Genomic DNA, 21579 nt, shown 5'->3' with positions numbered 1-21579 from the left:
ATGACATATAAGCTCCCCGTTTCGGTCCTGGTGGTCATTTATGCAGAAGACACGAAGCGGGTGCTGATGTTGCAGCGGCGCGATGACCCTGAATTCTGGCAGTCGGTTACCGGCAGTCTGGAAGAGGGGGAGACCGCGCCGCAGGCCGCCGCGCGTGAAGTAAAGGAAGAGGTCGCCATTGACGTTGCCCGCGAGCAACTGACCCTGAAGGACTGTCAGCGCACGGTGGAGTTCGAAATTTTTAGCCATTTACGTCATCGCTACGCGCCGGGTACCGAGCGCAATACGGAATCGTGGTTCTGTCTCGCGCTCCCCCATGAACGGGAGATCGTGTTTACCGAACACCTGACCTACCGCTGGGTGAATGCGGCGGATGCCGCCGCGCTGACCAAGTCGTGGAGCAACCGGCAGGCGATTGAAGAATTTGTAATTAACGCTGCCTGAAAAGGCGCGCTCTTTGAGGATATTTTTATGGCAGGTCATAGTAAGTGGGCCAACACCAAACACCGCAAAGCGGCACAGGATGCCAAGCGCGGTAAGATCTTTACCAAAATCATTCGCGAGCTGGTGACGGCAGCGCGTCTGGGCGGCGGCGACCCGGCGTCTAACCCGCGTCTGCGCGCGGCGGTTGATAAAGCGCTGTCCAACAACATGACGCGTGACACCCTGAACCGTGCAATCGCACGTGGCGTGGGCGGTGACGAAGACGCGAACATGGAAACCATCATTTATGAAGGTTACGGTCCTGGCGGTACGGCGGTGATGGTTGAGTGCCTGTCCGACAACCGTAACCGTACCGTTGCGGAAGTGCGCCACGCGTTCACCAAAACCGGTGGCAACCTGGGCACTGACGGTTCCGTTGCGTACCTGTTCAGCAAAAAAGGCGTCATCTCTTTCGAGAAAGGCGACGAAGATGCGATCATGGAAGCGGCGCTGGAAGCCGGTGCGGAAGACGTGGTGACCTTTGACGACGGTGCTATCGACGTTTATACCGCATGGGAAGAGATGGGTGCCGTGCGCGACGCGCTGGAAGCGGCAGGCCTGAAAGCGGACAACGCTGAAGTCTCCATGATCCCGTCCACCAAAGCGGACATGGATGCGGAAACCGCACCAAAACTGCTGCGTCTGATCGACATGCTCGAAGACTGTGACGACGTGCAGGAAGTGTACCACAACGGTGAAATCTCTGATGAGGTTGCAGCGACTCTCTGATGAGAGCGTATAAATCCGTTACAGGAGACGCGTGATGTCGATTATTCTCGGGATTGACCCAGGCTCACGCGTCACCGGTTATGGCGTTATCCGTCAGGTGGGACGACAGTTAACCTACCTGGGCAGCGGCTGTATCCGCACCAAAGTGGACGATCTGCCGTCGCGCCTGAAGCTCATTTATGCGGGCGTGTCGGAGATCATCACCCAGTTTCAGCCAGACTATTTCGCCATCGAGCAGGTTTTTATGGCGAAAAACGCCGATTCGGCGCTGAAGCTCGGCCAGGCGCGTGGCGTTGCCATTGTCGCTGCCGTGAACCAGGATTTGCCGGTATTTGAATACGCGGCGCGTCAGGTTAAGCAGACGGTGGTGGGTATTGGTAGCGCGGAGAAAAGTCAGGTGCAGCACATGGTGCGTACCCTGCTGAAGCTCCCTGCGAACCCGCAGGCCGATGCCGCGGATGCGCTGGCGATTGCGATTACCCACTGTCACGTGAGCCAGAACGCGATGCAAATGAGCGAGTCGCGGCTCAATCTGGCGCGAGGCAGGTTACGATAATGACAAATCAGGCTGGATGTTTATCCAGCCTTTTTTTATTATGTCGGCAGTTAATTTCTTCCAGAACGCAGGAGCGTCACGTGATAGGCAGACTCAGAGGCATCATCATTGAAAAACAACCCCCGTTAGTGCTGCTGGAAGTGGGTGGCGTGGGCTATGAAGTCCATATGCCGATGACCTGCTTCTACGAGCTGCCGGACGCGGGCAAAGAGGCGATTGTCTTTACTCAGTTTGTGGTGCGTGAAGATGCCCAGCTGCTGTACGGCTTCAACAACAAGCAGGAACGCACGCTGTTCCGCGAGCTGATTAAAACCAACGGCGTCGGGCCGAAGCTGGCGCTGGCGATCTTATCCGGCATGTCTGCACCACAGTTTGTGAATGCTGTTGAGCGCGAAGATCCTGCGGCGCTGATTAAGCTTCCGGGCATCGGTAAGAAAACGGCAGAGCGTCTGATTGTCGAGATGAAAGACCGCTTTAAAGGCCTGCATGGCGATCTCTTCACGCCGGCGGCCGATCTGGTACTGACCTCTCCAGGTGCGCCTGCGACGGATGATGATGCCGAGCAGGAAGCGGTTGCCGCGCTGGTGGCGCTGGGCTATAAACCTCAGGAGGCCAGCCGTATGGTGAGCAAAATTGCCAAACCGGACGCCAGCAGTGAAACCCTGATTCGTGAAGCGCTGCGCGCTGCATTGTGAGGTAAAGGATGATTGAAGCAGACCGCCTGGTTTCGGCAGGCACTATTCAGGCAGAGGATGTGGTGGATCGCGCGATTCGCCCAAAACTGCTTGATGAGTACATTGGCCAGCCGCAGGTTCGTTCCCAGATGGAGATTTTCATCCAGGCGGCAAAGCTGCGCGGCGATGCGCTCGATCACCTGCTGATTTTTGGCCCTCCCGGTTTAGGCAAAACCACGCTGGCGAATATCGTCGCCAATGAGATGGGCGTTAACCTGCGCACCACCTCCGGCCCGGTGCTGGAAAAGGCGGGCGATCTCGCTGCGATGCTGACCAACCTCGAACCGCATGACGTGCTGTTTATCGATGAGATCCACCGTCTCTCACCGGTGGTAGAAGAGGTGCTCTATCCGGCGATGGAAGATTACCAGCTGGATATCATGATCGGCGAAGGTCCGGCCGCGCGCTCCATCAAAATCGATCTGCCGCCGTTTACCCTGATTGGCGCAACGACGCGAGCCGGGTCGTTGACCTCCCCACTGCGCGACCGTTTCGGGATCGTGCAGCGTCTGGAATTTTATCAGGTGGCCGATCTCCAGCACATCGTTGGCCGCAGCGCCCGCTATATGGGGCTGGAAATGAGCGAAGAGGGCGCGTTTGAAGTGGCGAAGCGTTCCCGCGGTACGCCGCGTATCGCCAACCGCCTGCTGCGCCGCGTGCGTGACTTTGCTGAGGTGAAGCACAACGGTTCGATTTCCGCCGAGATTGCCGCCCAGGCGCTGGACATGCTGAACGTCGATGCCGAAGGTTTTGACTACATGGACCGCAAGCTGCTGCTGGCGGTGCTGGACAAGTTCTTCGGTGGCCCGGTCGGGCTGGATAATCTGGCGGCGGCAATCGGGGAAGAGCGTGAGACGATTGAAGATGTGCTGGAGCCGTATCTGATTCAGCAGGGTTTCCTGCAGCGCACCCCGCGTGGACGTATGGCAACGGTGCGGGCGTGGAATCATTTCGGCATTACGCCACCGGCGATGCCGTAATCCTTAATTCCCTCTCCCGGTGGGAGAGGGGCAGGGTGAGGGCATCAGTGCCCTCCATATTAATTTGCGGTCTTTTTCATCATACTGAAAATAAATAACACCGCAGCACTCAGCACCACGGACGGCCCAGCAGGCGTGTCATAGAACGCCGAGAAGGTGAGTCCACCCGTTACCGCAATCATCCCGACGATCACGGCTACGCCGGCCATCTGCTCAGGCGTACGGGCAAAACGACGCGCCGTAGCGGCAGGGATGATCAGCAGGGACGTAATAATCAGCGCGCCGACAAACTTCATCGCTACGCCAATGGTTAACGCCGTCACCAGCATCAGCAGCAGCTTAACGCGCTGCAGCTTCACGCCGTCGACAAACGCCAGATCCGGGCTGACGGTCATGGCCAGTAAATGCCGCCACTGCCAGAGCAGAATAGCGAGCACCACCAGCACGCCAATGGCTATAGCGATGAGATCCTCCGGCGTCACGGCCAGCAGGTCACCGAAGAGGTAGGCCATCAGATCCACGCGGATGTTCGACATCAGGCTGACCACCACCAGGCCCAGCGACAGGGCGCTGTGCGCCATAATGCCAAGCAGCGTATCAATGGCGAGGTGAGGACGCTTCTCCAGCCAGACCAGACCGGCCGCCAGCAGCAGCGTGACCACAATCACCGCGTAGAACGGGTTGACGTTCAGCAGCAGACCAAAAGCCACGCCCAGCAGGGACGCATGCGCCAGGGTATCACCGAAGTAAGACATTCTGCGCCATACCACAAATGAGCCGAGCGGGCCCGCGGCGCAGGCAAGCATAATCCCGGCCAGCCAGCCGGGCAGTAACAGTTCAATCATGAGTGTCCATTTCCCCGACGCAGTACGATTCGTCCCTGTAAATCATGGCGATGATTATGATGATGACGATAAATGCCAAGCTGCTCGGCGCCGCGAGGGCCGAACATGGAGATAAACTCCGGATGCATGGAGACGACTTCAGGCGTACCGGAGCAGCAGATATGGTGGTTGAGGCACAGCACTTCGTCGGTTTTTGCCATTACCAGATGGAGATCATGGGAGACCATCAGCACTGCGCAATCGAGCTCTCGACGTAGCTGGTCGATCAAATCATAAAGCGCAACCTGACCATTCACATCCACACCCTGAGTCGGCTCATCCAGTACCAGAAGCTGCGGGCTGCTCAGCAGCGCGCGGGCAAGTAAAACACGCTGAGTTTCACCGCCGGACAGTTTTTGCAGCGGCGCATCGACAAGATGGCCCGCCTGCACGCGTTTCAGTGCCGGGAGAATATCGGCTTTACGCGTGCCGGGGCGCAGACGCAGGAAACGGCTGACCGTCAGCGGCAGCGTGGCGTCGAGATGAAGTTTTTGCGGCACATAGCCAATACGCAATTTTTCCTCACGCTTAATCACGCCTTCATCGGGTGCGACCAAACCCAGCACCACGCGTACCAGGGTGGATTTACCTGCGCCATTGGGGCCGAGAAGCGTCAGAATTTTGCCGGGTTTCAGATCGAGCGACACGTCAGAGAGGACGCGGCGCTGGCCAAATGAGACCGAAATATTTTCAAGAGAAACCAATGTCGTCATGTCATTTTAAGCTTGAAGAAGTCAACGAATGTTATAATATCACACTCCACGCATTCACTACGATGATTAGTCGCATTATGTTACATAAAAATACGCTTCTTTTCGCAGCATTATCTGCTGCCCTTTGGGGGACAACCGCACAAGATGTTAACGCTGCGGTTGTCGCTTCGCTTAAGCCACTTGGATTCATCGCGTCTGCCATTGCAGACGGCGTAACGGAGACCCAGGTTCTGCTCCCTGATGGTGCATCTGAGCATGACTATTCCCTGCGCCCGTCAGATGTAAAACGCTTGCAAAACGCGGACTTAGTCGTCTGGATTGGTCCTGAAATGGAAGCGTTCATGCAGAAGTCAGCAAAACAGGTGGCGGGTGAAAAACAGGTCGCGATTGCCGACCTCCCCGGCGTGAAACCGTTGCTCATGAAAGGGGCGGATGACGACGGCGACGAACATGACCACCATGCTGCAGACGGTGAAAAAGGTGATGGAGATCACCATCACGGCGAGTACAACATGCATCTTTGGTTATCCCCAGAGATAGCGCGGCTTTCAGCGGTTGCAATCCATGACAAATTAGTGGAACTTATGCCGCAAAGTCGAGCCAAACTAGACGCCAACCTGAAGGATTTTGAGGCACAATTAGCCGCAACCGATAAGCAGGTGGGTAATGAGCTCGCACCGTTGAAAGGAAAAGGGTATTTCGTTTTTCATGACGCCTACGGCTATTACGAAAAACACTACGGTTTGACCCCGCTGGGCCACTTCACCGTCAACCCTGAAATTCAGCCTGGTGCGCAGCGTTTACATGAAATCAGAACACAGCTGGTTGAGCAGAAAGCGACGTGCGTTTTTGCTGAGCCACAGTTCAGGCCAGCGGTCGTAGAAGCCGTGGCCAGGGGAACATCCGTGCGCATGGGAACCCTTGACCCGCTAGGTACGAATATCCAGTTGAGCAAAGCGAGCTATTCGCAGTTCCTCAGCCAACTGGCGAACCAGTATGCGAGCTGCCTGAAAGGAGAATAACGAGGAAGTGAATACGTGCAACAGATAGCCCGCTCTGTCGCCCTGGCATTTAACAATCTGCCTCGACCCCACCGCGTTATGCTGGGGTCGCTTACAGTACTCACCTTAGCGGTCGCCGTCTGGCGGCCCTATGTGTACCACCCGAGTTCTGCCCCTATCATCAAAACCATTGAGCTTGAAAAGAGCGAAATCCGTTCTTTGCTGCCTGAAGCCAGTGAGCCTATCGACCAGGCGGCTCAGGAAGATGAAGCTATCCCGCAGGATGAACTGGACGATAAAACCGAGAACGAAGCGGGTATCCACGAATATGTAGTGTCTACCGGTGACACGCTGAGCAGCGTGCTGAACCAGTACGGCATCGACATGGGCAATATCAGCCAGCTGGCGGCTGCGGATAAAGATCTTCGTAATCTGAAAATCGGACAGCAGCTCTCCTGGACATTAACGGCGGATGGCGATCTCCAGCGTCTGACCTGGGAAATGTCCCGCCGCGAAACCCGCACCTACGATCGCACTGCAAACGGTTTCAAGATGACCAGCGAAATGCAGAAGGGTGACTGGGTTAACAGCGTTCTGAAAGGCACCGTGGGCGCGAGCTTTGTTTCCAGCGCGCGTGATGCAGGGTTGACCAGCGCTGAAATCAGTTCGGTGATCAAAGCCATGCAGTGGCAGATGGATTTCCGCAAGCTGAAGAAGGGTGATGAGTTCTCCGTCCTGATGTCACGCGAAATGCTGGACGGCAAGCGCGAGCAAAGCCAGCTGCTGGGCGTCCGACTGCGCTCTGAAGGTAAAGATTATTACGCGATTCGTGCCGAAGACGGTAAGTTCTACGATCGCAGCGGTACGGGCCTTGCGAAAGGCTTCCTGCGCTTCCCGACGGCAAAACAGTTCCGCGTTTCCTCTAACTTTAACCCGCGTCGTCTGAACCCGGTAACCGGGCGCGTCGCGCCGCACCGTGGCGTTGACTTTGCCATGCCGCAGGGTACGCCGGTACTGGCGGTAGGGGATGGCGAAGTGGTGGTGGCCAAGCGTAGCGGTGCCGCCGGATATTATGTCGCGGTACGTCATGGTCGTACTTATACGACCCGCTACATGCACCTGCGCAAGCTGCTGGTCAAACCGGGCCAGAAGGTGAAGCGTGGTGACCGTATCGCGATTTCCGGCAATACCGGACGCTCTACCGGCCCGCATCTGCACTATGAAGTGTGGATCAACCAACAGGCAGTGAACCCGCTGACGGCGAAACTGCCGCGCACCGAAGGCCTGACAGGTAAAGATCGTACTGATTATCTGGCGCAGGTGAAAGAGGTGATACCGCAGCTGAGCTTAAACTAAGCCCTCTGTTTTTGTTAAAAAAGCCGGCGCACACTGACGCCGGCTTTTTCTTTTGTGCGGGGACGACTGCCTCGCTACACTATCTGAATAAAATTTTGCGTCATCAGACCCTGGATCCAGCATGGAAACCAAAAAAAACAATATTGAATACATTCCTGAGTTTGAAAAATCCTTCCGCCATCCGCGCAACTGGGGCGCCTGGCTTGGTGTTTACGCCTTTGCGGGGATGGCGTTGCTGCCGGCTTCCGTCCGAGACCCGGTTCTGGGGAAAATTGGCCGTCTGGCCGGGCGTTTTGGCAAGAGCGCTCGCCGCCGCGCGCAGATTAATCTCTACTACTGTTTTCCTGAGAAAAGCGACGCCGAACGTGAGGTAATTATTGATGAGATGTATACCACTGCCCCGCAGGCAATGGCGATGATGGCGGAACTGGCGCTGAAAGGGCCGGATAAAATCGTCGATCGCGTTGACTGGAAAGGGCTGGACATCATCGAGGAGATGCGCCGCAATGACGAGAAAGTCATTTTCCTTGTCCCCCACGGCTGGGGCGTTGATATTCCGGCGATGCTCATGGCGTCTCAGGGCCAGAAAATGGCGGCGATGTTCCATAACCAGGGAAATAAAATCTACGATTTTGTCTGGAACACGGTGCGTCGTCGTTTTGGCGGACGTTTGCATGCGCGTAACGATGGCATTAAGCCCTTCATTCAGTCGGTACGTCAGGGGTACTGGGGCTACTATCTGCCGGATCAGGACCACGGCCCAGAGCACAGCGAGTTTGTCGATTTCTTTGCGACCTATAAAGCGACGCTTCCCGCGATTGGTCGACTGATGAAAGTCTGTCGTGCCCGCGTGATCCCGCTATTCCCGGTCTATGACGGCAAAACGCATCGCCTGAGTATTGAGGTCCGTCCGCCGATGGACGATCTGCTCACCGCGGACGACCACACCATCGCGCGTCGAATGAACGAAGAGGTGGAGATCCTGGTGGGGCCGCATGCCGAACAGTACACGTGGATTTTGAAGCTGCTTAAAACGCGTAAACCGGGTGAAACAGAGCCCTACAAACGCAAAGAGCTTTATCCGAGGAAATAAAAAAAGCCCTCTCCAGACGGAGAGGGCTTTTTAACACAAACGTTATTACTCGACGGTCATAACGCGCGTGGTGTTGGTTGAGCCGATGGTGCTCATCACATCGCCCTGGGTCACGATGACGATATCACCGGACACCAGATAGCCTTTGTCGCGCAGCAGGTTTACGGCATCGTGCGCTGCAGCTACGCCATCATTGGTGCTGTCGAAGTGAACCGGCGTCACGCCGCGGTACAACGCCGTCAGGTTCAGGGTACGTTCGTGACGGGACATGGCGAAAATTGGCAGGCCAGAGCTGATACGAGAGGTCATCAGCGCGGTGCGGCCAGATTCGGTCATGGTGATGATCGCGGTAACGCCCTTCAAGTGGTTTGCCGCGTACATCGCAGACATCGCAATCGCTTCTTCCACGTTGTCGAACTGCACGTCCAGACGATGTTTAGAGACGTTGATGCTTGGGATCTTTTCAGCGCCCAGGCAGACGCGCGCCATGGCGGCCACGGTTTCTGCCGGATACTGGCCCGCAGCGGTTTCCGCAGAGAGCATCACCGCATCCGTACCGTCCAGCACGGCGTTGGCCACGTCCATGACCTCCGCACGGGTTGGCATTGGGTTGGTGATCATCGATTCCATCATCTGAGTGGCGGTGATCACCGCGCGGTTCAGCTGACGTGCGCGACGAATCAGCGCTTTCTGGATACCGACCAGCTCAGGGTCGCCGATTTCCACGCCCAGGTCACCACGCGCAACCATGACAACGTCAGAGGCGAGGATCACATCGTCCATGGCATCCTGATCGCAAACGGCCTCCGCGCGTTCAACTTTAGCGACGATTTTAGCATCGCAGCCTGCATCACGTGCCAGGCGACGCGCATAGTTAAGATCTTCGCCGCAGCGCGGGAAGGAGACGGCCAGGTAGTCAACGCCGATCAGCGCGGCAGTTACGATGTCCGCTTTGTCTTTATCGGTAAGCGCTTCTGCTGAGAGGCCGCCACCCAGTTTGTTGATGCCTTTATTGTTGGAGAGCGGGCCGCCAACGGTGACTTCGGTGAACACTTTCATGCCCTGAACTTCCAGCACCTTCAGCTGTACGCGACCGTCGTCGAGCAGCAGGATATCGCCAGGCACCACGTCAGCCGGCAGGCCTTTATAGTCGATACCAACTTTCTCTTTATCGCCTTCGCCTTTGCCCAGGTTGGCATCAAGCAGGAATTTGTCGCCGATATTGAGGAAAACTTTACCCTCTTTAAAGGTCGATACACGGATTTTTGGACCCTGCAAATCGCCGAGGATAGCAACGTGGCGGCCCAGTTTTGCTGCAATTTCACGCACTTTATCGGCACGTAATTTATGGTCTTCTGGCGTACCGTGAGAGAAGTTCATACGCACCACGTTGGCACCGGCGGCGATAATTTTTTCGAGATTATTATCGCGATCGGTGGCCGGGCCTAAGGTGGTTACGATCTTGGTTCTGCGAAGCCTTCTGGACATGTAATACTCCGTTGACTGAAACAACTTTGGTGTTGCGTGAACATTGAATCGGCCTTCATCTGCTGCAAGGCAGCGGCGAGGGGACCGAATGCCGTAAATCGTTACATCGTCATTATTCGTGACGTATTCGTTATCAACTATCAGGGAACATCGCTCTTTATAAGCAATTCTTTATCAAAACGCGATTCCTTCAGCGCTTCCTTGACCCGCTTCAAGTTATCCCGGAATTTTGCCCCGCGACGTAGGGTAAAACCGGTCGCAAGCACGTCAATCACGGTGAGCTGGGCCAGTCGGGAGACCATCGGCATATAAATGTCTGTGTCTTCCGGCACGTCGAGGGTGATTGCCAGCGTTGCCTCACGCGCCAGCGGCGTGCCGGCTGTAGTGAGGGCAATCACCATGGCATCGTTTTCACGGGCCAGCTGCGCCAGCTCTACCTGACTTTTGGTGCGGCCGGTATGCGAAATCAGTACCACGACGTCATCTTCACTGCAATTCATACAGCTCATGCGTTGCAGCACAATGTCATCGGAATAAATAACCGGAACGTTAAAGCGGAAAAATTTATTCATGGCGTCATGCGCGACGGCCGCCGACGACCCGAGCCCAAAGAACGCAATTCGCTTGGCCTGGGTGAGTAAATCCACCGCGCGATTCACGGAGCTCATGTCCAGAGACTGACGGACGTGGTCAAGCGAAGCCATGGCCGACTCAAAAATTTTCGTGGTATAGGCATCAACGCTGTCGTCTTCATCCACATTACGATTAACATAAGGGGTGCCGTTAGCCAGACTTTGTGCCAGATGCAGTTTAAAATCAGGAAAGCCGCGCGTTTCCAGACTGCGGCAAAAGCGATTGACCGTGGGTTCGCTAACACCCGCTTCCTGTGCCAGAGCGGCGATGCTTGAATGAATCGCCTGAGCGGGGGATGCCATAATGACCTCGGCCACTTTCCGCTCGGATTTGCTAAGGTGTTCCAGTTGAAACTGGATTTTTTCCAGCATGTTCATGTTAACAGGACGCTCATGGGTGTAAACGATTTCATAAATTGATGAAATCGAGATTCGATTTAGCCGATATTACCCTTGTGGCTTCCATTAAGGGTAACAATCGACAAGATAATGTTGTTGTTTTTTTTCATTACTTGATCGATGTCGGGTTTTGCTATGACCCTGTTGCGCAAAGAAACGACGGTTGTTGCGTCATTAAGCCGTCGAAATCATCCGAAGGGTGAAAAATCGCGGTATCGCACGCGACGATAAGCGCTAATGGTTTCGGGAATGACGTAAAAGCAGTACAGTGCATTGTAATAAAATTACAACGATACCTGGCAGAAGTACCAGGTGATCCAACTGAGGAGAATGACATGGCGGTAACGCAAACAGCCCAGGCATGTGACCTGGTCATTTTCGGCGCGAAAGGCGATCTTGCACGCCGAAAATTGCTGCCTTCCCTGTATCAACTGGAGAAAGCGGGCCAAATTCATCCGGATACCCGTATCCTGGGTGTAGGGCGCGCCGACTGGGACAAGGACGCTTATACCAAAGTCGTCCGCGAGGCGCTCGAAACTTTCATGAAAGAAAAAATTGATGAAAGTTTGTGGGATACCCTGAGTGGACGCCTCGATTTCTGCAACCTGGACGTGAATGACGTCAGCGCATTCGCCCGCCTGGGCGCGATGCTGGATCAGAAAAACCGTGTCACCATTAACTATTTCGCCATGCCGCCAAGCACCTTCGGCGCCATTTGCAAAGGTCTGGGCGAAGCCAAACTGAACGCCAAACCGGCGCGCGTCGTGATGGAGAAGCCGCTGGGTACGTCGCTGGCAACCTCGCGCGAAATCAACGACCAGGTGGGCGAGTTCTTTGAAGAATGCCAGGTCTACCGTATCGACCACTACCTCGGTAAAGAGACGGTTCTGAACCTGCTGGCGCTGCGTTTCGCTAACTCCCTGTTTGTGAATAACTGGGACAACCGCACTATCGATCACGTGGAAATCACCGTGGCGGAAGAGGTGGGGATTGAAGGCCGCTGGGGTTACTTTGACCAGGCCGGTCAGATGCGCGACATGATCCAGAACCACCTGCTGCAGATTCTGTGCATGATTGCCATGTCTCCTCCGTCTGACCTGACGGCTGACAGCATCCGCGACGCCAAAGTGAAAGTGCTGAAGTCGCTGCGCCGCATCGACCGCTCCAACGTGCGCGAGAAGACCGTTCGCGGCCAGTACACCGCCGGGTTTGCGCAAGGCAAAAAAGTGCCAGGCTACCTGGAAGAAGAGGGCGCGAACAAGTCCAGCAACACCGAGACGTTCGTGGCGATCCGCGTGGATATCGACGACTGGCGTTGGGCGGGTGTTCCGTTCTACCTGCGCACCGGTAAGCGTCTGCCGACCAAATGCTCCGAAGTGGTTGTCTACTTTAAGAACCCGGAATTGAACCTGTTCAAAGAGTCCTGGCAGGAACTGCCGCAGAATAAACTGACTATTCGTCTGCAGCCGGACGAGGGCGTGGATATCCAGATCCTGAACAAAGTGCCGGGCCTGGATCATAAACACAACCTGCAGACCACCAAGCTGGATCTGAGCTATTCCGAAACTTTCAACCAGACGCACCTGGCCGATGCTTACGAGCGTCTGTTGCTGGAAACCATGCGCGGTATTCAGGCGCTGTTCGTACGCCGCGATGAAGTGGAAGAAGCATGGAAATGGGTCGACTCCATCACCGAAGCCTGGGCTGCCGATCAGGATGCGCCAAAACCGTATCAGGCGGGCACCTGGGGACCTGTCGCGTCGGTGGCGATGATCACCCGCGATGGCCGCTCCTGGAACGAGTTTGAGTAAGATAATCCGCTAGCCCGAAAGTGTTATTTTACCGGTAACATGATCTAACACAGCTAGTGGCACAATTTTCAACTTTTAAGCTCCGCGTGGATTCACCCGCGGAGCTTTTTTTATTACACTGCCGGAAGTGATTTTGCCCCTGAGCTCCGGACAGCAAGCGTTTCAGCGTTGTTAACAACTGCCAGCGACTTTGTAAACTCCCGAGCCCGGACAGATAAATGAGAGGAGCTTTTATGAATCCGACATTGTTACGCGTAACACAACGCATTATTGAGCGCTCGAAAGAGACCCGTTCGGCCTACCTCGCCCGGATTGAGCAGGCAAAGAGCAACACCGTCCACCGATCTCAGCTGGCCTGCGGTAACCTGGCGCACGGCTTCGCCGCCTGCCAGCCTGACGATAAAGCGTCGCTGAAAAGCATGTTGCGTAACAATATCGCCATCATTACCGCCTATAACGATATGCTCTCCGCGCACCAGCCCTATGAGGTTTACCCGGATATCATCCGTAAAGCGCTGCACAGCGTGAATGCGGTGGGCCAGGTCGCGGGTGGGGTACCCGCCATGTGCGACGGCGTAACGCAGGGTCAGGACGGTATGGAGCTCTCCCTGCTGAGCCGCGAAGTGATTGCCATGTCCGCGGCGGTGGGTCTTTCACACAACATGTTTGATGGCGCGCTCTATCTCGGCGTGTGCGACAAGATTGTCCCGGGTCTGGTGATGGCGGCGCTGTCGTTTGGGCATCTGCCTGCTATCTTCGTGCCGTCCGGTCCAATGGCAAGCGGCTTGCCGAACAAAGAAAAAGTGCGTATCCGCCAGCTGTACGCGGAAGGGAAAGCAGACCGTCAGGCGCTGCTGGAGGCGGAAGCCGCGTCCTATCATGCGCCGGGGACCTGTACGTTCTACGGTACGGCTAACACTAACCAGATGGTGGTGGAGTTTATGGGGATGCAGCTTCCGGGCTCGTCCTTTATCCAGCCGGATGCGCCGCTGCGCAAGGCGCTGACCGAGGCCGCGGCCCGTCAGGTTACGCGTCTGACCGGAAACGGCAACGAATGGATGCCGATGGGAAAAATGGTCGATGAAAAAGTCATCGTCAACGGGATTGTCGCGCTGCTGGCAACCGGGGGGTCAACCAACCACACCATGCACCTGGTGGCTATGGCGCGTGCGGCGGGCATTCTGATTAACTGGGATGACTTCTCCGAGATCTCTTCCGTGGTGCCGCTGATGGCACGCCTGTACCCGAATGGCCCGGCGGACATCAACCACTTCCAGGCCGCTGGCGGCGTACCGCTGCTGATGCGCGAGCTGCTGAAGGGCGGTCTGCTGCATGAAGACGTTAATACCGTGGCTGGCTTTGGCCTGCAGCGCTACACCCAGGAGCCGTGGCTGAACAACGGCGAGCTGGACTGGCGTGATGGGGCGAGCGCGTCTCTTGATGCGCAGGTTATCGCCACTATCGACAAACCTTTCTCTCCTCACGGTGGCACCAAAGTGCTCAGCGGTAACCTCGGTCGCGCGGTGATGAAGACCTCTGCCGTACCGGAAGAGAACCAGATTATCGAAGCGCCGGCGGTGGTGTTTGAAAGCCAGCACGACGTATTACCCGCCTTTGACGCCGGCCTGCTTGATAAAGACTGCGTGGTGGTGGTGCGTCACCAGGGGCCTAAAGCTAACGGGATGCCAGAATTACATAAACTTATGCCCCCACTTGGTGTATTATTGGACCGCCGTTTCAAAATTGCGTTAGTAACCGATGGACGCCTCTCTGGGGCATCCGGTAAAGTGCCTTCAGCCATCCACGTGACGCCTGAAGCTTACGACGGCGGTTTACTGGCGAAAGTGCGTGACGGTGACACGATCCGCGTGAACGGTCAGACAGGTGAGTTAACCCTGCTGGTCGATGACGCCGAGCTGGCGGCACGTCAGCCCCATATTCCTGACCTGAGCGCATCGCGCGTGGGGACCGGACGCGAAATGTTCAGCGCGCTGCGTGAGAAACTCTCCGGTGCGGAGCAGGGCGCTACCTGTATTACGTTTTAAGACGACTTGATTTTAACGATCTGGCGAGAGAAAACTCTGATGAAAAACTGGAAAACAAGTGCAGAATCAATCCTGACCACTGGCCCTGTCGTGCCGGTTATCGTGGTAAACAAGCTGGAGCACGCTGTACCGATGGCGAAAGCGCTGGTTGCGGGTGGCGTTCGCGTTCTGGAAGTGACCCTGCGCACCGCCTGCGCGATGGATGCCATTCGCGCGATTGCCAAAGAAGTGCCGGACGCCATCATCGGTGCGGGTACCGTGACGAACGCAAAACAGCTGGCTGAAGTGACCGAAGCGGGCGCACAGTTTGCCATTAGCCCGGGGCTGACCGAGTCGCTGCTGAAAGCCGCGACCGAAGGCACTATTCCACTGATCCCGGGTATCAGCACCGTCTCCGAACTGATGCTGGGCATGGACTACGGTCTGAAAGAGTTTAAATTCTTCCCGGCTGAAGCGAACGGCGGCACCAAAGCGCTGCAGGCGATTGCGGGTCCATTCTCTCAGGTACGCTTCTGCCCGACGGGCGGCATCTCTCCTGCCAACTACCGTGACTACCTGGCACTGAAAAGCGTCCTGTGCATCGGTGGCTCATGGCTGGTTCCGGCGGATGCGCTGGAAGCGGGCGACTGGGAGCGCATCACCAAACTGGCTCGCGAAGCGGTAGAAGGCGCGAAGCAGTAAGTCTCTCGTCGCATGAAAAACGGGCCTTTCGGCCCGTTTTTTTATCCCGTTACCTTAACGCTTGCTGCGGCCGCTTTGGCTCTCGCCACGGCGTCGTCAACGTTATCCCCGGTGGCTAACGCCACGCCAAGACGCCGGGTTCCATCAATCTCCGGCTTGCCGAACAAACGTACCTGCAACCCGGCACCCACCGCCCCGTCGACGTTATCAAACGTGACGTTCTGGCTGGTTAGTTGCGGCAGGATCACCGCCGAGGCGGCCGGGCCGTACTGACGGATACCCCCGACGGGCAGGCCGAGGAAGGCACGCACGTGCAGAGCGAATTCGGAGAGATCCTGCGAAATCAGCGTCACCATGCCGGTGTCATGCGGGCGAGGGGAGACTTCGCTGAAAATCACCTCATCACCGCACACAAACAGCTCGACGCCGAACAGGCCATAGCCGCCCAGCGCCAGGACGGTTTTACGGGCGATCTCCTGAGCACGTTCCAGCGCCAGGGCGCTCATCTGCTGCGGCTGCCAGGATTCGCGATAATCGCCATCTTCCTGGCGGTGGCCAATCGGGTCGCAGAAATGGACGCCGTCAACGGCGCTGACGGTCAGCAGGGTGATCTCGAAATCAAACTTCACGACGCCTTCGACGATGACGCGACCGGCGCCGGCGCGGCCGCCCTGCTGGGCGTACTCCCACGCCTTTTCCAGCGTGCTGCTGTCGCGAATAAAGCTCTGTCCTTTACCGGAGGAGCTCATCACCGGCTTAACGATGCACGGGTAGCCAATCTCGTCTACAGCCTGCAGGAATGCCGCCTTATCGCCAGCAAAACGATAGCTCGACGTGGGCAATCCCAGCTCTTCTGCCGCCAGGCGACGAATGCCTTCGCGGTTCATGGTCAGCTTTGCGGCTTTCGCGCAGGGCACCACGCGCTGGCCTTCCTGCTCAAGCGCGATCAGCGTATCGGTGGCAATGGCTTCAATTTCCGGCACGACAAAATCAGGTTTCTCGCGCGTAATCAGCTCGCTAAGGGCATCGCCATCCAGCATGTTAATCACATAAGAACGATGGGCGACGTGCATGGCTGGGGCGTCGGCATAACGGTCCACGGCAATGACTTCCACGCCTAAACGCTGGCACTCAATGGCGACCTCTTTCCCCAGCTCGCCCGATCCCAACAGCATCACTCGCGTCGCCGCAGGTCGCAGCGCAGTTCCTAAACGAATCATAACAATCCCCCTGAAAAAGTTGCGGGCAGTATAAACGAAAACGTTTGCGTCTGTCTTGTACACGCCAGGTGAGGGGGAGAAGAAATTTGCGCTTCTTTAGCCCGTCCAGACATTTCCTGACGCCTGCTCGCTTACGCTGTGGAACATATTCACCGTTAAGTGAGGAAAACTATGTCTGGCTGGCTAAATCAATTGCAATCCCTGTTAGGGCAGAAAACATCGTCTGGCGAGCGGGACCTGAGCAAACTGCTGGTACCCGGGGCGCTCGGCGGGCTGGCAGGCCTGCTGGTCGCGAATAAATCCTCGCGCAAGCTGCTGGCAAAGTACGGGACAGGCGCACTGCTGGCCGGTGGGGGCGCCATTGCGGGTACCGTCCTGTGGAACAAATACAAGGACAGGGTTAGGACCGCGCACAGCGATGAACCGCATTACGGCGAGCACACCTCGCCGCTGGATCTGCGTACCGAACGGCTGATCCTGGCGCTGGTCTTTGCCGCGAAAAGTGACGGACATATCGACGATAGGGAACGACTGGCGATCGAGCAGCAACTGCGTGAAGCCGGCGTTGAAGAGAAGGGCAGAACGCTGGTGGCGCAGGCCATCGAACAGCCTCTGGAGCCGCAGCGTCTGGCGCAAAGCGTGAAAAATGAGGAAGAGGCGCTTGAACTCTATTTCCTCAGCTGTGCCGCCATCGATATCGATCACTTTATGGAGCGGAGCTACCTTAACGCCCTGGGCGAAGCGTTAAAGATCCCACAAGACGTGCGCGAAGGCATTGAGCGGGATATCCGGGAACAAAAACAGGCGTTACAGGGATAGTTCTCGCCGTTGCGACCCTGTTTCGCTTGCATCATGCGTGGGTTTTGCCAACCTTATAGGGTGTAAAACAAAAAAGAAAGATGACATGCCACCGAAAGCCCGACGTATACCTTATGCGATCACCACGCATGGCGATACGCGTATAGACAACTATTACTGGCTACGGGACGATTCGCGCTCCCGGCCAGAGGTGCTCGACTACCTGCACGAGGAAAACGACTATGGCCGCAAGGTCATGTCCAGCCAGCAGACGCTTCAGGACCAGTTGCTGAATGAAATGGTGCAGCGTATTCCTCAGCGCGATATCTCCGCGCCCTGGACCAAAAACGGCTATCGCTATCGCCATATTTACGAGCCCGGCAATGAGTATCCCATTTATCAGCGTCAGTCGGTATTAAGCGCCGAATGGGACGAGTGGGATATTCTGCTGGATGCCAACCAGCGCGCTGCACACAGCGAGTTTTATACCCTGGGCGGTATGTCCATTTCGCCTGACAATGCGGTGATGGCGCTGGCGGAGGATTATCTCTCCCGCCGCCAGTACGGCCTGCGGTTTCGCAATCTGGAGAGCGGCAACTGGTATCCGGAAATGCTGGAAAACGTCTCCCCGGATTTTGTCTGGGCGAATGATTCCGAGACGGTTTACTACGTCAAAAAGCACGCCTCGACGCTACTGCCTTATCAGGTATGGCGGCACACCGTGGGAACGGACTCCGCAGACGACGAGCTGGTTTATGAAGAGAAAGACGAAACGTTCTATGTCAGCCTGCATAAAACCTCCTCGCGCCACTATGTGATTATCTTCCTTGCCAGCGCGACGACGTCGGAAGTTCTGCTGCTGGATGCCGAACTGCCTGACGCCCAGCCGCTCTGTTTCCTGCCGCGCCGCAAGGATCACGAGTACAGCCTGGATCACTTCCAGCATAGCTTTTATCTGCGCTCCAATCGTGAGGGCAAAAACTTTGGTCTCTATAAAACCAAAGTGCGCGATGAACGCAAGTGGGAGGTGCTTATCCCCGCGCGTGATCAGGTGATGCTGGAAGGGTTCACCCTGTTTACCGACTGGCTGGTGGTGGAAGAGCGCCAGCGCGGGCTGACCAGTATCCGGCAAATCAACCGCAAAACGCGGGAAGTGGTCGGGATTGCGTTCGACGACCCGGCCTATGTGACGTGGATTGGATTCAATCCCGAACCCGAATCATCGCGGCTGCGCTACGGCTACTCATCCATGACCACACCGGACACCCTGTTTGAGCTGGACATGGATACCGGGCAGCGCCAGGTGATTAAACAGACCGAGGTAAAAGGTTTTGAGTCTGAAAACTACCGCAGCGAGCACCTCTGGGTCACCGCCCGGGATGGCGTTGAGGTCCCCGTCTCGCTCGTCTATCACCAAGCCCATTTCCAGAAAGGCAAAAACCCGATCCTGGTTTACGGCTACGGGTCGTATGGCTCAAGCATGGACGCCGATTTCAGCAGCAGCCGGTTAAGCCTGCTCGAGCGCGGTTTTGTTTTCGCCATAGCCCATATTCGCGGCGGCGGTGAGCTGGGCCAGCACTGGTATGAAGACGGGAAATTCCTGAAAAAGAAAAACACCTTCAATGATTATCTCGACGTCTGCGATGCGCTGATTGAGCAGGGCTATGGCGATCCGCAACTCTGCTTTGGCATGGGCGGCAGCGCGGGCGGCATGCTGATGGGGGCGGTTATCAACCAGCGTCCCGACCGCTTTAAGGGGATTGTCGCGCAGGTACCGTTTGTCGATGTGGTCACGACCATGCTCGATGAATCAATCCCTCTTACCACCGGGGAGTTTGAAGAGTGGGGAAATCCGCAGGATGAGATGTACTACCGCTATATGAAAGAGTACAGCCCGTACGACAACGTGGAGGCGAAAGCCTACCCGCACATGCTGGTCACCACCGGTTTGCATGATTCTCAGGTGCAGTACTGGGAGCCGGCAAAATGGGTGGCAAAGCTGCGGGAGCTGAAAACCGATGACAATCTGCTGCTGCTGTGTACCGATATGGACTCCGGACACGGCGGGAAATCGGGACGATTTAAATCGTACGAAGGGGTTGCCCTGGAATATGCCTTCCTGATTGGCCTGGCGCAGGACACGCTGCCAGGCCGTGCGGAGGGTTAAGCGTCGCCCAGATAATGTTTCAGCGTTAAGCGCAGTTCCGGACTCATTCTGTCGAGGTTGTTATACAGCCAGCGCAAATAGCCCGGGTCTTTATCCGCTACCTCAGACACCGGCTTCCCGCGATATTTACCAAAGGTAAATGTGGTCAGTAACGCGGGGCGTCCGGTGATCGTCGCCATATCATCCGGTGTCCAGCCTGAGATATTCATAATATCAATCAGCAACGCGGCGGTGATATAGCAGTCATACAGGGCGCGGTGATGGTGAAGCCCCTCAGGGGTACGAACGCTGAGCTTGCGGGACTTGTACAGCGCCATATTGCTGTATTTAATGCCCGGCCAGAGACGACGCGCCAGCTTCATTGTGCAAATCCATTCGCCCGGCATTTCAGGTAGCACCCGGCGGTCAAAGCTGGCGTTATGCGCGACGTACCACGGGCTACCGTAGTAGTGCGGAATGATCTCTTCAATCCAGGGCTTATCCGCCACCATCGATTCTGTAATGCGATGGATAGCCATCGCCTGGGGGCTGATGGGGCGATCGGGACGCACCAGATGGCTCATTGGGTTGACGATTTTACCATCAACCACGTCGACAGAGGCCACTTCCACTATTCCGCCCTGAAGATCGCAAGTTTCGGTATCGATGACGCGCAGCATTGAAAACTCCTGAGCTTAAAACGCCTAGCCTAAAGGAATGATATCGCCTTGCCAACCCTCTCCGCCGAGCGTGCCGGTCACCAGAAGCTCGCCCTTATCCGCGCGGACGATCAGCTGGCCTTTATCATCCCATAGCGCGCTGCCGCCGCAGGCATTCGCCATTAGCACCGCAATAGCATATTTATGCGCGAAGCGCTGCAGGTTACTGATGGACTGCCGCCAGCGATTATCCCCCACCGACTGGCAGCTGGTAACAAGCGTTGCTCTGGGATCGAGATTGGGAGAATCGGGATGTGCATCAATGATGCTAAGGTGCTTGTCCCCCGGCACCAGGCTGGCTCCGCGCCCTTGCGGATAGCGCAAAATGCGATGGCAAGCAGGCGAAAACAGCACAAGACCTTTCTGTCTCTGCCCATCCTGTTCCAGGGGGAGTCCTGCAATAACGGTAATCTGGTAAAAATGTGCCGCGTTAAGCAGCGGCTCCAGCTGCGCGTCATCGGGTGGGGGAGGTAGCGTCGGCGCGCCAGAACCCGTTAAGGAGAGTTCAGGGAAGACCAGCAGATCGCACCCCTGCCGTGCGGCTTCGGCGATGAAGCGCAGGTGGTGCGTAACATGGTCATTCACACTCTGATGCAGCCCGCCATACTGGGCTGCCGCTATGTTCCAATGTGACATCGTGACTTCCTTATACACTGAGTCGCAGGGATTTAAGAATACACCTAAATTTATCAGGGTTTTCTTATCCTGCCAGATTCCGTGTAAGGAAGTGTAACGACTCGTTAAGCTTATTTAACTTTAGGTTCGTACGGTAAACGGGAGAGGTTAACCGAGGCGAGACGGTGGGCGATTAATCTTTCGCGAAACCAGTCGCGCAGATGGGCGGGTTGTTCCCGTTCAACGACTTCAGCCACGACAGGCATGTTGTAACGCTCTTTGAACGCGACGCCAGCGGCAGCGAGATCGACATTCACTTTATCCATCTCGTCCTGCGGAAGGGCGGCCAGATTGATCTTCATTACCTTCTCCTTTTTCTGCGGCGGCAACGTTACCGCGATTGCACGACGATGACAAGCGGAGGCAGGATGATCCTCGACTCGTTTATTATACAGCGTTATTCTTTAGCATACAGACATAACAAAAAGGAATGATT

At 56.2% G+C, this 21579-nt stretch carries 21 protein-coding genes; 13 read left to right on the top strand and 8 right to left on the bottom strand.

What is annotated here, in order from left to right:
- The 5 genes from nudB (at window position 1) to ruvB (ending at window position 3482) form a co-directional block, all read left to right on the top strand.
- On the top strand, window positions 1-444 hold the full coding sequence (gene nudB, locus LRM19_RS15705) for a dihydroneopterin triphosphate diphosphatase (protein ID WP_008500446.1): 444 nt from the start codon (window positions 1-3) through the stop codon (window positions 442-444).
- A gap of 27 nt (window positions 445-471) precedes the next feature.
- The gene (locus LRM19_RS15700) at window positions 472-1212 is read left to right on the top strand and encodes a YebC/PmpR family DNA-binding transcriptional regulator (protein WP_008500447.1); all 741 of its coding nucleotides are present in this window, start codon (window positions 472-474) and stop codon (window positions 1210-1212) included.
- 34 nt (window positions 1213-1246) lie between these two features.
- Window positions 1247-1768: a crossover junction endodeoxyribonuclease RuvC gene (ruvC, locus tag LRM19_RS15695; RefSeq protein ID WP_003859749.1), complete on the top strand. Its 522-nt coding sequence runs from the start codon at window positions 1247-1249 to the stop codon at window positions 1766-1768.
- 80 nt (window positions 1769-1848) lie between these two features.
- Window positions 1849-2463 (top strand): Holliday junction branch migration protein RuvA, encoded by a 615-nt coding sequence (ruvA, locus tag LRM19_RS15690; RefSeq protein WP_023617042.1) that lies wholly within the window; start codon window positions 1849-1851, stop codon window positions 2461-2463.
- A gap of 8 nt (window positions 2464-2471) precedes the next feature.
- The gene (gene ruvB / locus LRM19_RS15685) at window positions 2472-3482 is read left to right on the top strand and encodes a Holliday junction branch migration DNA helicase RuvB (protein ID WP_045372540.1); all 1011 of its coding nucleotides are present in this window, start codon (window positions 2472-2474) and stop codon (window positions 3480-3482) included.
- Between the two features lie 59 nt (window positions 3483-3541).
- On the opposite strand, the gene znuB is transcribed toward ruvB, so the two are convergent.
- On the bottom strand, window positions 3542-4327 hold the full coding sequence (znuB, locus tag LRM19_RS15680) for a zinc ABC transporter permease subunit ZnuB (RefSeq protein ID WP_127731452.1): 786 nt from the start codon (window positions 4325-4327) through the stop codon (window positions 3542-3544).
- Complete coding sequence (gene znuC, locus LRM19_RS15675; RefSeq protein WP_023312233.1) at window positions 4324-5079, bottom strand: zinc ABC transporter ATP-binding protein ZnuC; 756 nt, start codon at window positions 5077-5079, stop codon at window positions 4324-4326. Before znuC ends, znuB begins: the two co-directional genes overlap by 4 nt.
- A gap of 77 nt (window positions 5080-5156) precedes the next feature.
- Here znuC and znuA point away from each other — a divergent pair, with 77 nt between their 5' ends.
- The 3 genes from znuA to lpxM all read left to right on the top strand — a co-directional run bounded on the left by znuA (window position 5157) and on the right by lpxM (window position 8529).
- Window positions 5157-6101, top strand: coding sequence for a zinc ABC transporter substrate-binding protein ZnuA (znuA, locus tag LRM19_RS15670; protein WP_127732807.1), 945 nt, complete (start codon window positions 5157-5159; stop codon window positions 6099-6101).
- A 15-nt stretch (window positions 6102-6116) separates the two neighbouring features.
- Complete coding sequence (gene mepM / locus LRM19_RS15665; protein WP_045326742.1) at window positions 6117-7436, top strand: murein DD-endopeptidase MepM; 1320 nt, start codon at window positions 6117-6119, stop codon at window positions 7434-7436.
- Between the two features lie 121 nt (window positions 7437-7557).
- Window positions 7558-8529, top strand: a complete 972-nt coding sequence (gene lpxM, locus LRM19_RS15660) for a lauroyl-Kdo(2)-lipid IV(A) myristoyltransferase (RefSeq protein WP_271369311.1) — start codon at window positions 7558-7560, stop codon at window positions 8527-8529.
- Window positions 8530-8574: 45 nt separating this feature from the next.
- Here the strand turns inward: lpxM and pyk are convergent, their stop codons facing one another.
- Window positions 8575-10017 (bottom strand): pyruvate kinase, encoded by a 1443-nt coding sequence (gene pyk, locus LRM19_RS15655; protein WP_008500455.1) that lies wholly within the window; start codon window positions 10015-10017, stop codon window positions 8575-8577.
- 140 nt (window positions 10018-10157) lie between these two features.
- Window positions 10158-11027: a MurR/RpiR family transcriptional regulator gene (locus LRM19_RS15650; protein WP_115875687.1), complete on the bottom strand. Its 870-nt coding sequence runs from the start codon at window positions 11025-11027 to the stop codon at window positions 10158-10160.
- 356 nt (window positions 11028-11383) lie between these two features.
- Between LRM19_RS15650 and zwf the strand changes: the two genes are divergently transcribed.
- The 3 genes from zwf (at window position 11384) to kdgA (ending at window position 15585) form a co-directional block, all read left to right on the top strand.
- Window positions 11384-12859 (top strand): glucose-6-phosphate dehydrogenase, encoded by a 1476-nt coding sequence (zwf, locus tag LRM19_RS15645; RefSeq protein WP_271369308.1) that lies wholly within the window; start codon window positions 11384-11386, stop codon window positions 12857-12859.
- Between the two features lie 233 nt (window positions 12860-13092).
- Complete coding sequence (edd, locus tag LRM19_RS15640; RefSeq protein WP_115875686.1) at window positions 13093-14904, top strand: phosphogluconate dehydratase; 1812 nt, start codon at window positions 13093-13095, stop codon at window positions 14902-14904.
- A gap of 39 nt (window positions 14905-14943) precedes the next feature.
- A complete protein-coding gene (kdgA, locus tag LRM19_RS15635) occupies window positions 14944-15585 on the top strand; it encodes a bifunctional 4-hydroxy-2-oxoglutarate aldolase/2-dehydro-3-deoxy-phosphogluconate aldolase (RefSeq protein ID WP_271369306.1) in 642 nt (213 codons plus the stop codon).
- A 41-nt stretch (window positions 15586-15626) separates the two neighbouring features.
- Here the strand turns inward: kdgA and purT are convergent, their stop codons facing one another.
- The gene (purT, locus tag LRM19_RS15630; RefSeq protein ID WP_271369305.1) at window positions 15627-16805 is read right to left on the bottom strand and encodes a formate-dependent phosphoribosylglycinamide formyltransferase; all 1179 of its coding nucleotides are present in this window, start codon (window positions 16803-16805) and stop codon (window positions 15627-15629) included.
- 171 nt (window positions 16806-16976) lie between these two features.
- Here purT and LRM19_RS15625 point away from each other — a divergent pair, with 171 nt between their 5' ends.
- Together LRM19_RS15625 and ptrB are read left to right on the top strand one after the other, a co-directional pair.
- Entirely contained in the window at window positions 16977-17624 is a 648-nt protein-coding gene (locus tag LRM19_RS15625; RefSeq protein ID WP_271369304.1) for a tellurite resistance TerB family protein, read from the top strand.
- An 85-nt stretch (window positions 17625-17709) separates the two neighbouring features.
- The gene (gene ptrB / locus LRM19_RS15620; RefSeq protein ID WP_271369302.1) at window positions 17710-19770 is read left to right on the top strand and encodes an oligopeptidase B; all 2061 of its coding nucleotides are present in this window, start codon (window positions 17710-17712) and stop codon (window positions 19768-19770) included.
- Here the strand turns inward: ptrB and exoX are convergent.
- From exoX to LRM19_RS15605, 3 genes are all read right to left on the bottom strand, one after another.
- Window positions 19767-20429 (bottom strand): exodeoxyribonuclease X, encoded by a 663-nt coding sequence (gene exoX, locus LRM19_RS15615; RefSeq protein WP_010432611.1) that lies wholly within the window; start codon window positions 20427-20429, stop codon window positions 19767-19769. The two genes, ptrB and exoX, sit on opposite strands and share 4 nt — an antisense overlap.
- Before the next feature lie 24 nt (window positions 20430-20453).
- Window positions 20454-21104: a carbon-nitrogen hydrolase family protein gene (locus tag LRM19_RS15610; protein WP_271369301.1), complete on the bottom strand. Its 651-nt coding sequence runs from the start codon at window positions 21102-21104 to the stop codon at window positions 20454-20456.
- A 110-nt stretch (window positions 21105-21214) separates the two neighbouring features.
- Window positions 21215-21445: a DNA polymerase III subunit theta gene (locus LRM19_RS15605; protein WP_008500465.1), complete on the bottom strand. Its 231-nt coding sequence runs from the start codon at window positions 21443-21445 to the stop codon at window positions 21215-21217.
- Window positions 21446-21579 lie beyond the last annotated feature (134 nt).

The sequence above is a fragment of the Enterobacter sp. PI-10 genome (assembly GCF_027947695.1).
GTDB classification, from domain to species: Bacteria; Pseudomonadota; Gammaproteobacteria; order Enterobacterales; family Enterobacteriaceae; genus Enterobacter; species Enterobacter vonholyi.
Note: the sequence above shows the minus strand (reverse complement) of the source record. Positions and strands in the feature narration are given on the sequence as shown.